Origin of the sequence: Maribacter sp. R77961 (assembly GCF_044594925.1) — a bacterium.
Taxonomy (GTDB): Bacteria; Bacteroidota; Bacteroidia; order Flavobacteriales; family Flavobacteriaceae; genus Maribacter.
The window spans coordinates 223,854-239,069 of sequence record NZ_CP138991.1 but is presented as its reverse complement, the minus strand read 5'-3'; the positions used below and the strand labels follow the sequence as shown (position 1 = coordinate 239,069).

Here is a 15,216-nt window from a genome sequence, read left to right as displayed (position 1 = left end):
TTAAGCTGCTCGTTTTTTAAGACCAAACGTCGCGATTAAAATGAGCAATGCCACTCCCAGAAGTACCATGAAACATAGTTTTAGAGAATAATTTTCTGCCAGGAACCCTAAAATAGGAGGAGCGCACAAAAACCCGGCATAACCAGTTCCAGCAATAAATGCAACGCCTTGCGAAGAATCCACTCCTTTAACGTTACCGCCTATTCTAAATATTTCGGGTACCATCACCGAAAAGCCTAGACCACACAGGGCAAAACCGGCTATGGCGAAACTCGTATTGGTAGTAAGCACAAGAACATAGCCAATAACGGCTAAAACTGTACCTAGGGCCACCATTTTCACAGAACCCATTACATTGCTTATTCCATCACCTAAAAAACGCCCTAAGGTCATGGTTATCTGAAATCCTAAAAAACCAACACCCCAAAGTGCCTCTGGCGCTATACTAACTTCCTTTAAATAAATTCCACTCCAATCTACTATGGCACCCTCACTTCCCATAGCAATAAAAGAAATGATACCGAGTAACATAAGCGGTTTAAACAAACCTAGACCAAATGGCTCTTTAACTATAGGTGCCGCCAGAACAGTTACGAACTTTCGATAGAAAATAAAATTCACTGCAAGGACGAGTAGTACAGCTAAGCCCATATGCAATACAGGATTTCCTAAAGGTCCGATGAGAAAACTACCTAAACCTGCCAATACACCGCCCAGACTAAAAAAACCGTGAGATGCGGACATAAATTTAACGCTATCCTTTTTCTCTATCTCCGTGACCAAGGTGTTCATCGAAATATCAGTGAAACCGTTTGTGGCTCCAAAAATAAATAGTGCTGCCATTAGCGTATAAAACGATGGTGACAATAAGGGTAACATGGCGGCCAATGAACTTAGTATTACACCATACCAAGTAGTTTTACCTACGCCAACTTTATTGATTATAGTTGATGCAAACGGAAATATGGAGAATACGCCAAGAGACAGAAAGAAAATTGCGATACCCAACTGTGAATTGTTTATCGCCAACGATTCTTTTACGGTAGGAATATAAATAGCCCATGTGCCAAACAGAATATTTAGACTAGCAAATACCCACGAAGGTCCAAAATAGCGCGCATTACCTAGTATGAGGAGTAGTGACTTCAATAGTATACGTTACTTATTTGTTTTAAAATATGCTGGGTTAAACGGTTTTCCATTTCTTTGCGACAAACCAATTTTTGAGTTTATTCAGAAAGAATTCCATTCTTTAAAATCTGTCCGAACCGGTACATATCCTCGAAGGAGGAATAGAAAGGTGCGGGGGCCAAGCGTATAACATTTGGTTCTCGCCAATCTATAATTACCCCGTTATCCATTAAATAATTGAATAGGGCTTTCCCTTCTCCGTGTAAAAAGACCGATAGTTGACATCCTCTTTCTTTTGGTGTTATGATTTCGAATGAGCTAGTTACCTCTTTATCAATTTCTCTGAGTATAAACTCTAAGTAGGCAACTATTTTATCTCTCTTCCTAATTAAGGCTTCCATCCCCACTTCTTCGAACAACTCCAAGGATGCCAAATAAGGAGCTATGGATAAAATAGGTGCGTTACTCACCTGCCATGCATCCGCATTTTCCATAGGCTCAAATTCAGGTTTCATGAGAAATCTGGTCTCTTTCTTGGTACCCCACCATCCTTCAAATCGTGGTATATCCTTCCTGTTCAAATAGCGCTCGTGTACATAAACCCCAGAAGCATTTCCTGGACCACTGTTCATGTATTTATAGCTGCACCATGCCGCAAAATCAACGTTCCAATCATGTAATTCTAAGGCAACATTACCAACACCATGAGCCAAATCCCATCCGACCATAGCACCGGCGGCCTTGCCAGCTTTGGTAATCGCTTCCATATCTAAAACCTGTCCGTTGTAATAATTTACGCCACCAATTAAAACCAATGCCAACTCATCACCGACCTCTTCAATTTTAGCTATAAAATCTTCTGTCTTCCACGCGTGTTCTCCTTCTCTTTTCTTGACCTCAACAATGGCTTCAGAAGGGTCAAATCCGTGAAACCTAATTTGACTTTGAAGCATGTATTGATCACTTGGAAATGCCTTTTCCTCACAAATTATCTTGAATCGTTTCTTATCTGGAGTATAAAAAGACACCATTAAAAGATGAAGATTTACCGTTAGGGTGTTCATTACGGATACCTCCTTAGGTTGTGCTCCTACCACCTTAGCTAAAGGCTCTGCTAAACGCTCATGGTAATCCCACCAAGGTTTGTCGGCGTAAAAATGACCCTCCACAGCCAATGAGGCCCAATCATTCATAACATCGTCTACATACTTCTTTGTACGCTTTGGCTGCAAGCCTAAAGAATTACCGGTAAAATAAATTACATCTTGCCCATTCACCTTAGGAAAAATGAACTCGTCCCTATAAGGTCTTAATACGTCTTCGCTATCTAGCCCCTTAGCAAAGGACAAAGTGTTCTTAAACTCCATAAACAAAATTTTATGTAAAAATAGGAATACCTAAGGAAAGCTGGAACCTCCGCACTAGTATTAAAATTATTCTTCTTTAGGTATTCTCATCGTTATCATATGGCTTTTGAAACCGGCCTTAACGTATGCCCGGATTGCGGTATCATTCTCGCTATATACCGTAAGTCTAATTTCAGACAGGTCTTGGGAATAAGCCCATTCTTTTAAACGTTCTATTATCAGCTTATTGATTCCCTGACCACGGTAATCGGGCAACGTAAACATAAATCCCAAGTAAGCGTAGGTGTCATGACTTAAATAAGGCCTTGCCACCTTTTCAAGCGCATAACCACAACTTACCACTTTTTCTTTGTGTAAAGCTACTAGCACCAATGCCTTAGGATTAACAATTAAATCTTTTAGGTCGTAATACTGTACTGGATTATCCTTGATGGTGGGGTCAAAAGGTCTTTCGGCAGTTATCACCCCTTGCTCCATGGTCAGTAGCACTTCTAAATCCGTACTAACAGCCTTTCTAATCACTATTTCTTTGACCATACTGAAAGATTATGATAGCCTAAGATACTGCATAAAATGGTATTTTTGCCCTAAAGTAAGTTATGCATTTCCTGTCTTCCTTATTAGAAAATTACATCACGGACAACTCGCAAGACGAGCCAGTTATTTTAAGGGAACTTACCAGAGAAACCCATTTAAAGGTTATACAACCAAGAATGCTTACGGGTCATTTTCAAGGAAGGGTCCTTAGTCTTCTTTCCAAAATTATAAACCCTGAACACATTTTAGAAATCGGAACCTACACCGGATACTCCGCAATATGTCTTGCAGAAGGACTTCAAAAAAAAGGCACTTTACATACTATTGATGTTAATGCAGAGCTGTTTGACATGCAACGTAAATACTTTGATAAAAGTGGATATGGGACTAATATTAAGCAACACGTAGGCAATGCCTTGAATATTATTCCACAATTAGATACCATCTTTGACCTCGTATTTATAGATGCGGAAAAAAAAGAATACCCCAATTATTTAGATGTAGTACTACCAAAAACTAAATCTGGAACTATAATAATGTCTGACAATGTGCTTTGGTCCGGTAAGGTAGTTGAACCCTTAGCACACAAGGATAAGACGACAAAAGTATTATTACAATACAACAAAAGATTAAAAGAGGATCCCAGACTAGAGACAGTACTACTTCCGGTAAGGGATGGACTTACACTAAGTAGGGTAAAATAATCCGTTGATACAGTCTATAAAACAACCAAGCGGAAAAAGCTCCTACCAAAGCTCCTACAATTAAATCTATAGGAAAATGTACACCTACATAAATCCTACTCATGGCAAACAATAGTGGCCATATAAAAAATATAGCCGCCCACTTCACATGTTTCCTTAAAAACAAAAAAACCAGTGTAGTGATCGAAAATGAAGATGATGCGTGACCGGAAAAGAAACTGTATCCCGTAGGACTTCGTAAAATTCGAATAAGCGTATTGATTTCGGTATCGTTATTTGGCCTTAATCTGGCAACGACTTCTTTGGTTAAATCCGTAAGAGTCACTACAAAGAAGACCATAACCAGTAGGGTTATAATAATAGATAGGGCTTGTTTTCTGGGATATTTTCTAAAAAATAAAAATCCAAAAAGAAGAAATAGAGGAGTCCAAGTAGGTATTTTAGTCACAGTAGACCAAAACATATCATACTGCTCAATACCCAGGCTATTTAAATAGACGAAAGTTTCACGATCCCATTGTAAAAGTTTGTCTAGCATAAGGCTATTTTCTTTTTACAGAACCTGCAGCATCGCTAATACGCTTACCAACGTCCCCAAAGCCTTTTTTAACGTCTTTGGCAATACCTGTATCTATGCTACTCTTAACATCATCTATATCCTTTTGGATATCGGTAATAACACTTGTGTCTATGCCTTGTTTATCCGCACTTCGCTGTATCTCCTGCTTTATATCCTCCGTAGCATCTTTTAATTGGCGCATTCCTTTACCAAGACCCTTGGCAATACCGGGAATTTTATCCGCACCAAAGACCATGACCACAATGAACATGATGAAGAAAATCTCACCACCGCTGATAAATAAAAAATGGGTCGCTATCATACTACAAATATAAACAAGTTTAGATGCTAACTAAAAAAGCCCCGTTAGAATTAACGAGGCTTTTACAATAAACGGAATTTATTTTCCTTTTATATTCTCTTTAAACTTATCAAAGTCGTTCTGTTCTTCTTTCTTTGGCCATGAATTATTCGTAGTATCTATATCCGCAGTTTCCAATTTAGGATCTACGACAATACCTTTTAATTCACTCATGGAAGAAATTACAAGTTTTACCTCTTTATCATTTTTTCTCCATATTTCCGCCGGGTATGTAATATTTTCTACCGTACCGTCTTCATAGGTGTACTCAACGATCAAAGGCATTGGAATACCACCTGGCTTGTCATAAGTAACCTCATAAAAATACTTGGGTTCCTTAACTGCTGCCCGTTCCGCCTCCGTCATATTATCCATCATAAACTCTTTCAAGGTCGTAGAGCTTTCAGAAGGTGATTTTCCTTTTAAATCTTCATCAAAACCTTCACTTTCTGCATCAGCTAGGTAAACCAAAGGTCTAAGATCTGCTTCGGTAAGGTTTCTTGCAGCCATATACTCCTGCATTTTTTTATTCGGTTTATCGCTCACATAGTATTTTTTAATACCCTTAACGCCAATATCTACATAATCCGTGGTGTAGAACCAACCTCTCCAGTACCAATCCAAATCTACGGCAGAAGCATCTTCCATAGTTCTAAAGAAATCTTCAGGAGTGGGGTGTTTAAACATCCATCGCTTGGAATATGTTTTAAATGCATGGTCAAAAAGTTCTCTACCCATTACGGTTTCACGAAGAATATTTAGAGCTGTAGCTGGTTTTCCATACGCATTTGGACCTAGTTGATAAACGTTCTCAGGATTGGACATTATCGGAGAAATTGTACTTTGATCTCCACTCATGTAAGGAACTATTTTTGCTGCAGCCCCTCTTCGCGATGGATATGCACTATTGGGAGCAACCGCTTCTGGGTATGCTTCACCAAATTCCTGTTCTGCCATGTATTGCATAAAAGTATCCAAACCTTCGTCCATCCATCCCCATTGACGTTCATCAGAATTCACGATCATAGGAAAAAAGTTATGACCAACCTCATGGATAATTACACTGATCATACCGTATTTTACCCTATCTGAATATGTTCCGTCCTCATTGGGTCTTCCATAATTCCAACAGATCATAGGATATTCCATTCCTTGATTCTTCGCATGTACGGATATTGCTTTTGAATACGGATAGTCAAACGTATGTGAGGAATAGGATTTTAAGGTATGGGCTACCGCTTTTGTGGAGTATTCTTCCCAAAGCGGATTACCTTCCTTGGGATACATAGAAACGGCCATTACATCTCTGTTACCTAATTTAACGGCCTGCATGTCCCAAATAAATTTCCTGGAGGTAGCGAATCCAAAATCCCTTACGTTTTTAGCTTTTAATTTCCAAGTCTTTGTTTTGTCCGAAAAAGATTTTTCTGCCGCTTCCGCCTCTGCTTGAGAAACTATAATTACCGGTTTATCATAAGATTTTTTTGCTTGCTCATAACGCTTCATCATCTCTTTAGAATAGACCTCTTTTCTGTTTTGCAACTCACCGGTACCATCTAATATATGATCCGCAGGTACAGTAATGTTCACCTCATAATCACCGAAAGGTAATGCAAACTCTCCACTACCCCAAAACTGATGATTCTGCCAGCCTTCCACATCGCTATAGACTGCCATTCTAGGAAAGAATTGTGCAATGACATACGCTCTATTGCCATCCTTTGGAAAATACTCAAAACCAGAACGCGCTCTATTTACCGTATGGTCAGGCACATTATAATTCCACTTGATGGAGAATGTATATTTTTCTCCGCTTTTTAACGGTGTTGGTATATTTATCCGCATCATCGTGAAGTTAATAGTGTACGGAAGGGCTTTACCATTGGAATCCTTCACATAATCAATATTGAAACCACCATCGAAAGGTTCGGTCAAATATTTTGCGGCAAAACCGCCAGGACCTTCCGCAATGGGAACACCTCCACCATTACGTAATGGCGCTTTAGAATCTTTAGCTCTTACATTTTGATCTAATTGTACCCATAAATATTCTAAATTATCTGGAGAATTATTAGTATAGGTTATGGTCTCCTCACCATATATTTTAGCATTTTTATCATCCAAGCGAATGTCCATTACATAATCTGCTTGTTGCTGATAGTAATCCGGACCAGGCGCACCTGAAGCCGACCGATATGTATTGGGAGTTGCAAACTCTTCATACAGTTGCTTAAATTTACTTTGATTGTAATGTCCTGGTTCCTTTTCCTGCTTTTCTGCTTCCTGTGCGAAAGAAACTGCTGCAAATAAAAATAAAACCGAGGCTAAAGTGTACTTGAATCTTCTCATATTTTTAATCAGTTTTTAGTCGGGGGAAAATAAAGTTTTTTATAGGATTTTACCGAGTATGTTATAAGTTTAACATTCCTTTAGCATCAGTTTTAAGTAGTACGAAGCTTTTCTTTTTGTCCATTAATTTGATATGAACTACATTTTGTTGCTCGTCGAACATATCGGTAAGCATTTCATTCACAATGGCGATAGAGGTGACTTTCGGTAAATTTATCTTTGGAACCTCTAAATAGCAGATAATCATATCGTCATCATATTTTTTACCGATTATTTCATACTGTACTGTTTTTTCATTTATTTCCACCAAGAATTTAGTGCGCAAATACTTTTCAAAATATTCATCATCTATTTTAGAGGCATCATCACTACCTAATTTGGAACTAATGCCATAGCGCTCACTTAGAACAGTATTGATATCGTCAATAAAAACTCTTGTAGTAATCTGTAAAGCATCCTCTTTTTCTGAATAACCTACATGCGTAACGCTGATGTAAAACTTATGCGCTACTGTAAACGCAAAAAGTGGTAACACTAAAATTAAAAACCCTTTCTTAAAATAGCCCATATTATATTTTTTTATAGTTAAGCAAACGATATGCCAAAAACCGAATTAGTCTATACTATTGTTTTGCAGATAAGTAACACTTTTCTTTTCTAAAAATTCCCATATTTTAAATAAATCATGCGTGTCTACAATAGACTGAAAAGAAGGGTCAATCTCACAATAATAAAAAAAGTCATCCGTATTCGTCTCAGGTATATGAAGCTTTGTTCTGTATAGTGAATCTGTATAAAACTCACGAACCCTTAAAGTCCTATTATACAATTTATTACGTGCTAAACGTTTTTTCAACATTTTAGTTCTACCGGAAATTGCATTTAAAATGGGTGTTACAGGGATAAGTCCACCTCCAGAAGTAGCCTCAAAAAGTTCGCGTTCTGCCTTGGTGGGCACACGCACATAGGCATTGGGTAAATTGAGTGTAGAGGCAGTTACTACGGGGTCTATTTCTAAAGTGAGTAAATCTTTGGTAATATCTCCGGAGAGATTATAAGGGGTGACTACAACTTCATCTAACTCCGTAAGTTCGTCATCCAATGGTACAAGTAACATTTTACTATCGTAGATAGATTGTGTTACTACGATTTGTTTTTTCTTAAACTGTACCGCAGAGAACACCAGTGTATCGTTTAACCGCACCGGTATGGAAAAAAAACCGTTTATGTCGGTAATAGACGCCCTTTTGGTAGTAGTATTTAAAACGTGGGTAGCGGCAACGTCTCCGTCCTTACTGGAAACCTTACCTTCTAAATCTTTAGTATCATCAATTTGAGCCAATAAAAGCATTGGCAATAAGTAAAAGAATATACATAATTTACTCCTCATCCAACGACGCCAGGAAAGTTTTACTGAGATTCACAAGGGAATCGATTAATTGGAACTCGTTCTCTTTTTTAAGTAAGGATCTCGCCGGCATTTTTGGATCGCAATACAATAAAAACGCATCTATTTTATCTTGTGGTATCTTCAAATCCATTACAAAGAACCGGTCATCATAAACCTGTCGCAACACCTCACTGGCTAGCATAGGCTTGGCTTCTTGTTCAATATCCTTCGATTTAAAAATTGCCCTAAAAATATTCACGAAATTAATACCGTCCGTCATTCCCCTTTCAGACTGGGACAATGCCACGTTCTCTACCTCCGTGCCGCGATCCACCTCATACTCATACTCCTTAAACTCTTCATTTTTGACCTGCAAGTAACGTTCCTGATCTTCTGGTGTAAGCACTACCTCATCTAGCTCGGTAACCTTCTCGTTTACAGAAACGACAAGCCTATTGTTAGCTAAAATTTCCGGGGTGATTTTCACTAGTTTATATTGAAAGTTTACGGCAGTGAACACTAATTCATCATCAACCTTCACCTTTATAGAAAATTCTCCCTTATCGTTGGTTATGGTTGCTTTCTCCGTAGTAGAATTTATCACATACTCATTGGCCACGTTTACGTTCTTATAAATTACCTGACCCATTAAAAGTCGGCGATCATCGTCCTGCGAAAAGGATATAAGCGTAAAGAGTAAAATATAAATGCCAAGTAAATTTTTAATCATAATGGTTAGTATAAAGACTTTCAATAATGAAAATTCCGTCAAATAGCTTATAAAGAAAACACTTGTAAAGGTTTAAAAAAAACCGCCACCAATAAACTTTTGTTAATTTCTAGTTTAAGTACCGTATTCCTGTTCAATTAAAGGGAAGGCGTAAGTCCATCAATTCCTTTTAACGAGTATTGCCTTCACTTTATCCTAAAGATCATATTTTTTGACCATTAAACTTAGGTTACTTTAGGGATAATCCTATTTTTGTTTCCCCCTTTATCTTAATAGCTTTAAAACACTAAGTATGAAATCAATAGTCCTCATCGCACTTCTTACGATATTCGGTATTTTTACCGTATCCGGACAAATAAAAATAGGGGATAATCCCCAAAATATAGACCCCTCTTCCGTATTGGAATTGGAAAGTACTTCTAGGGTATTGGTCATAACTAGAGTTAATACCGTACAAATGGAAGCGATTACACCACAGAGGGGTGGTGTTGTGTATAATACAGATACGGAGTGTTTGCATTATTTTGACGGAGTCCAGTGGGTTAATCTCTGTGACGCCGTAAGTTTTAATTTAACCAATGACCCCATTGAAAATATTACAAGTACCATAAGCATTGTTGATAACGGCACCGCTATAAACCTAGAGGTAGCTCCGAACAGTATTAGAAGTGAGAATATTGTAGATGGGGGCATCAATGGCGATGACATTCAGGATAACTCCATTGGAGAAAGTAAGTTGGGAGATGACTCTGTAAGCTCTAATGAACTTAGGGATAATTCCGTAGGTAGTTCAGAAATTAGGGATGGCAGTATTCAACCTACAGATATAGCAAGTACCGTTCCCGGTCAAGTATTGACTACGGACGAAAATGGAATAGTCCTATGGCAAGACGCATCTGGTTTACAGGGCGCTACTGGTGACGAAATTACCATTACAGGTGCAGGAACGGTAGCTGACCCCTTAACCTTGACCGATGCCGTACAGAATAGCATCAATGATAACACCGTGAGCATCGCAACTCATATTTTGGACGACGCCGATACCGATGACCAAAATGAGACTTTGACCGATGTCCGGTTAGAAGGAAACAATCTTATCTTAATCGAATCCGGAATTGAAACTACGCTAGACCTCGGTCCTTTGAATAATTCCGGTACAGATAATCAGAATTTGAATTTAACAGGAAATAATTTAGAAATTGAAAGAGGCAACACAGTAAATCTGAATGGTTTTTTAGACAATACGGATGAGCAGCAACTCAGTATTGCAGGAAATACAATTTCACTTACCAATGGAGGATCGGTAAACTTACCGCCTGGGACCATAGATACGGACGAGCAGCAACTGAGCATTGTCGGGAACACCATATCACTTACGAACGGAGGATCGGTAGATTTACCTGCAGGTACAGTAAATACAGACAATCAAGATTTGAGTCTTACAGGAAATACTATAAATATATCTGGAGGTGCGGGAGTTGATTTAACTCCGATTTTAGGGGGTGGCGCAACGGATGGTGTAGTCTCCAATGTAGTTCTTGCAGGAACCAATTTAAATTTCACTGGTATTGGTGGTGGTTTTAACGGGTCAGTAAATTTGGCAGGCTTAGGTGGTGGCACGGGAAGCACGGAAGAAGCAGATCAAACAACAATAACTGGTATTGGAACCAATGCCGACCCTTTTAAAATAGAACCGGGAGTTCCAGGGTCATTTTTAACGACCGATGCCGGGGGTATCGTTACTTGGACGAATGCAGGACCTGGTGGAGGATCTACAGAACTAGCGGATGGTACCACAATTTTAGGTTTGGGTACCGCTACCGATCAGTTCAGAGTAGGAAGTATTGGCTCCACACAAATAACGGATGCTTCCATTGGCGTAATCGATATTGCACCGGCCGCAGCCGCACCGGCAAACACACAAGTTCTTACGACAAGTACAACGGGTATAGTAACCTGGACGGACTTTCCAACAGGAGGAACAGATACACAACAATTAACATTAGAACCAGGTAATTTATTGACCCTTACCAACGACGCTACTCCCATTGATTTAACCTCGTTTTTGGATGATCAGGTTGCAAATGAAGTAACCGTCGCAGCTACTCCGGTAAACTATAACGCAGCCACAGCAGATGTAGAAGCACATTTGACAGGTATTGATATTGCTTTACTTAATGCGGCCACTCCAAATCTTGCTGATGTGTTAACAACAGGAAATAGTGCGGGTAATAGCCAAATTAATGATTTATTAGACCCTACCTTACCACAGGATGCTGCAACAAGAGCCTATGTTGAAACAAGAATAGCTACGATTTTAGCGGCAGGTGGAGTAGATGGAGTGGTAACAAATGCTTTTTTAACCGAAACCGAGATTAATTTTACAGGTGCTAACGGTGGATTCAATGGAACGTTTGATCTTAACCCGATTTTCGCCACCGATGTGGAACTGACAGACGCTATAGCAGCCTCCGATGCACTGGACCTTGATATTGACCCTAACAATGAAATAGAACTACCCGACGATGCGACCGCGACCGCGGGGCAAATTCTGGCGACCAATGTGGACGGAACCTATGCATGGGTAGACGACCAAACCGGAACAGCTACCATCGTAAGTACAGATGCCGACCAAATCCTGACCGTGGGTACGGATACCGGAGCCTTGCTAACCAATGCAGCTATCGACGCGACCTTCGCTACCGATGCCGATGTCACAACTGCTATAGCGGCCTCCGATGCACTGGACCTTGATATTGACCCTAACAATGAAATAGAACTACCCGACGACGCAACTGCAACCGCGGGGCAAATTCTGGCGACCAATGTGGACGGAACCTATGCATGGGTAGACGACCAAACCGGAACAGCTACCATCGTAAGTACAGATGCCGACCAAATCCTGACCGTGGGTACGGATACCGGAGCCTTGCTAACCAATGCAGCTATCGACGCGACCTTCGCTACCGATGCCGATGTCACAACTGCTATAGCGGCCTCCGATGCACTGGACCTTGATATTGACCCAAATAACGAAATAGAACTACCCGACGATGCGACGGCAACCGCAGGACAAATACTAGCCACCAATGTGGACGGAACCTATGCATGGGTAGACGACCAAACCGGAACAGCTACCATCGTAAGTACAGATGCCGACCAAATCCTGACCGTGGGTACGGATACCGGAGCCTTGCTAACCAATGCAGCTATCGACGCGACCTTCGCTACCGATGCCGATGTCACAACTGCTATAGCGGCCTCCGATGCACTGGACCTTGATATTGACCCTAACAATGAAATAGAACTACCCGACGACGCAACTGCAACCGCGGGGCAAATTCTGGCGACCAATGTGGACGGAACCTATGCATGGGTAGACGACCAAACCGGAACAGCTACCATCGTAAGTACAGATGCCGACCAAATCCTGACCGTGGGTACGGATACCGGAGCCTTGCTAACCAATGCAGCTATCGACGCGACCTTCGCTACCGATGCCGATGTCACAACTGCTATAGCGGCCTCCGATGCACTGGACCTTGATATTGACCCAAATAACGAAATAGAACTACCCGACGATGCGACGGCAACCGCAGGACAAATACTAGCCACCAATGTGGACGGAACCTATGCATGGGTAGACGACCAAACAACAGCTGGAACCATAGTAAGCACTGACGCCAACAATGCAATTACGCCAGGCACGGTGGATGGAGGCGCCTTCTACGATGATTCGGCACTGACCACCGTTACAGCTGCAAACGCGGCTGCAATAATAGCGAATACCACTGCCATTGGAGTTAAAGAAGATGCAGCTAACAAGTCTAGTGATGGTACGCTTTTCGATAATTCCGATGTAGATTTCCCAACCGAACAAGCGGTAAAAACTTATGTGGATACACAGATAGGAAACATAACCGCTGGTGATAATTTATCAAATGCGGACTTAACGCAAACAGGAGGAGATAGAACGTATGATTTGGATGAAAACAATTTAACTTTTGATATTACAAATAGTACCGTCGCATTCATAGGAACAACGAGCAATTTTGGTATTGGTATTCCAAACCCTGAAGACAAACTAGATGTAGACGGGCAGATAAGAGCTAGAAACGGTTTTGCTTCAACAGAGGGTAGCGCAAATAATCCAGGTTATGGGTTTTATACCAACGGTGACACGAATATGGGAATGTATCGTATTGCCGCAGATCAATTAGGCTTTTCTACGGATGCGACGGAGGCTTTACGAATTGATGCCTCACAAAACGTAGGTATCGGTCCCAGCTTTACAACCAATGCAATTGCAGCAAGACTTCACGTAGATGGCAATATTAGAGCGGAAGGTACAATTCAAGCTTCTGGTACTATAACTGAGAATATACCCGATTACGTCTTCCAAAAGTACTTTACTGGGACATCAGTTTTAAACGACGCGTATACTTTCAAAAGTTTAGAGGAGATTGAACAATTTGTTAAAAACAATAATAATCTACCTGGAATACAATCAGCCGCAGCAATAAAAAAACAAGGTTTTTGGGACTTGGGTGAGGCTTCTAGAATTAACCTAGAAAAAATAGAAGAACTCTTTTTACATACCATAGCGCAAGAAAAAAAGATAGAACAACTAAATACTGAAAAAGAGGCCTTGTCACAAAAGCTAGAACGATTAGAAAAGGACATGAACATGATCAAGCAACTGTTACAAACTAAAAAAGAACAAGAGTAGTGAAGCGTTTACTATACATACCGCTATTTTTCCTGAGCATCTGGGCTTATGGGCAAACGGCGCTCTTCAATGATGGAAACCTACGCATTCATGAGGAAGGCGCTATCGGTTTTCATACCAACTTGATAAACGATGCCCCTCTTGACAATAATCTAGGAATCGCAGGGTTTTACAGCACTTCCAACCTTAGTGTTCAAGGCAACGTTGTTCCCCAGTTTTTTGATATTGAAATCGCTGCGGAACTGGGCCTATTTTTGGAACTGGGCATAGACAATAGCAACAATACCAATTTTATATTGGGAGATATACAAACCCCAAGAAGCGAAGCGAATAGCAACTTTAATTTTCTACAGGACGCTTTTTACAATGGTGAAGGAAACGCTACAAAGATAGATGGCTATGCGGCCATCACCAACAAACAGAACTTTACTTTTCCCGTTGGGGATACAGAATTTCTGCGACCGCTGATACTTAGTTCAGAAACTGAAAATCCCTTTTCCAGATGCGCCTATTTCTTTGAAAACCCGAGTACCCCTAGCGCGCTTAACGGCAGCTTTGATACGGCAGAATTAGCTTTGGACCTGGCCTTTGTGAGCGACTTGGAATTTTGGCATTTAGAGGGTAACATACCATCAGCCGTAAGTTTAAGCTGGAATGTGAGAAGTGGCATAGACAACCTAACCGAAGAGGCTACCAAAGTTGTTGTGGCCGGTTGGAGTAAAGTGGGAAACCGTTGGGAAAACCTGGGTGCAAATCCTGTGGCAGGAACCTTGGAAGAAGGTTTTGTAACCTCGGATTCCTTTATCCCAGATGAGTATGAGGTAATTACACTCGGTATCTCAAAAGTACCTTTCGAACCGCTTTCTATGGAGGTATTGAGTTTAGATAATTATTTTGTTTCCGTAAACGGCGATGGAATCAATGATGCTTTCTTTATTCCCGAACTGGAAGATTCCCCTAATAATCTTGTGCAAATTTATGACCGTTACGGTTTAAAGGTTTTTGAAAAAACCAATTACACCAATGAATTTGTAGGTATTGCAAACGTTGGAGATTTTATTTTCAATAAGGAGGACGGTTTGCCCGTCGGTGTTTATTTCTATACCGTTTACATGGCGGATTTGGATTTAAACTATCAAGGTTTTCTTTACTTGGCGAGGTAATTGTACTATAATTTCTTCGTTCTCACCCTAACGTCTTTCCATCCGGACAACCCATTTCTATCAGCTTCTATCAGCAGCTCAATTTCATATTTTTTACGGTCCAGACGTCTTTTAAAATTAAGCTTAAGGCCCTGATAAGCAATTCACAACAACTTTCCCTACGTTGACAACAATTATCTGGAAGCCCATTATTTGT

Annotated in this window: 12 protein-coding genes; 3 read left to right on the top strand and 9 right to left on the bottom strand. The window is 40.4% G+C overall.

The features are described 5' to 3' along the window. The 3 genes from SJY09_RS00995 to SJY09_RS00985 all read right to left on the bottom strand — a co-directional run bounded on the left by SJY09_RS00995 (position 1) and on the right by SJY09_RS00985 (position 3,035). On the bottom strand, positions 1-1,149 hold the full coding sequence (locus tag SJY09_RS00995; protein WP_396637116.1) for an MFS transporter: 1,149 nt from the start codon (positions 1,147-1,149) through the stop codon (positions 1-3). Positions 1,150-1,229: 80 nt separating this feature from the next. Next, entirely contained in the window at positions 1,230-2,498 is a 1,269-nt protein-coding gene (kynU, locus tag SJY09_RS00990) for a kynureninase (RefSeq protein ID WP_396637115.1), read from the bottom strand. 66 nt (positions 2,499-2,564) lie between these two features. Further along, entirely contained in the window at positions 2,565-3,035 is a 471-nt protein-coding gene (locus tag SJY09_RS00985) for a GNAT family N-acetyltransferase (protein WP_396637114.1), read from the bottom strand. Positions 3,036-3,097: 62 nt separating this feature from the next. Here SJY09_RS00985 and SJY09_RS00980 point away from each other — a divergent pair, with 62 nt between their 5' ends. Further along, positions 3,098-3,739 carry an O-methyltransferase gene (locus tag SJY09_RS00980; RefSeq protein WP_396637113.1) on the top strand — a complete coding sequence of 214 codons (642 nt, stop codon included), beginning with the start codon at positions 3,098-3,100 and terminating at the stop codon, positions 3,737-3,739. Here SJY09_RS00980 and SJY09_RS00975 read toward each other — a convergent pair. The 6 genes from SJY09_RS00975 to SJY09_RS00950 form a co-directional block, all read right to left on the bottom strand. Continuing rightward, positions 3,717-4,277, bottom strand: coding sequence for a phosphatase PAP2 family protein (locus tag SJY09_RS00975; RefSeq protein WP_396637112.1), 561 nt, complete (start codon positions 4,275-4,277; stop codon positions 3,717-3,719). The genes SJY09_RS00980 and SJY09_RS00975 overlap by 23 nt on opposite strands. Positions 4,278-4,281: 4 nt before the next feature. Next, positions 4,282-4,620: a twin-arginine translocase TatA/TatE family subunit gene (locus tag SJY09_RS00970; RefSeq protein WP_396637111.1), complete on the bottom strand. Its 339-nt coding sequence runs from the start codon at positions 4,618-4,620 to the stop codon at positions 4,282-4,284. A 78-nt stretch (positions 4,621-4,698) separates the two neighbouring features. Then, positions 4,699-7,008 (bottom strand): M1 family metallopeptidase, encoded by a 2,310-nt coding sequence (locus tag SJY09_RS00965; protein WP_396637110.1) that lies wholly within the window; start codon positions 7,006-7,008, stop codon positions 4,699-4,701. A 61-nt stretch (positions 7,009-7,069) separates the two neighbouring features. Further along, a complete protein-coding gene (locus tag SJY09_RS00960) occupies positions 7,070-7,576 on the bottom strand; it encodes a DUF6702 family protein (RefSeq protein ID WP_396637109.1) in 507 nt (168 codons plus the stop codon). Between the two features lie 45 nt (positions 7,577-7,621). After that, positions 7,622-8,359 carry a carboxypeptidase-like regulatory domain-containing protein gene (locus SJY09_RS00955; RefSeq protein WP_396637108.1) on the bottom strand — a complete coding sequence of 246 codons (738 nt, stop codon included), beginning with the start codon at positions 8,357-8,359 and terminating at the stop codon, positions 7,622-7,624. A 28-nt stretch (positions 8,360-8,387) separates the two neighbouring features. After that, positions 8,388-9,128, bottom strand: a complete 741-nt coding sequence (locus SJY09_RS00950) for a hypothetical protein (RefSeq protein ID WP_396637107.1) — start codon at positions 9,126-9,128, stop codon at positions 8,388-8,390. 292 nt (positions 9,129-9,420) lie between these two features. Between SJY09_RS00950 and SJY09_RS00945 the strand changes: the two genes are divergently transcribed. Together SJY09_RS00945 and SJY09_RS00940 are read left to right on the top strand one after the other, a co-directional pair. Next, on the top strand, positions 9,421-13,857 hold the full coding sequence (locus tag SJY09_RS00945) for a beta strand repeat-containing protein (RefSeq protein ID WP_396637106.1): 4,437 nt from the start codon (positions 9,421-9,423) through the stop codon (positions 13,855-13,857). Continuing rightward, positions 13,857-15,020 (top strand): gliding motility-associated C-terminal domain-containing protein, encoded by a 1,164-nt coding sequence (locus tag SJY09_RS00940; protein ID WP_396637105.1) that lies wholly within the window; start codon positions 13,857-13,859, stop codon positions 15,018-15,020. Before SJY09_RS00945 ends, SJY09_RS00940 begins: the two co-directional genes overlap by 1 nt. The last annotated feature ends 196 nt before the right edge of the window (positions 15,021-15,216 follow it).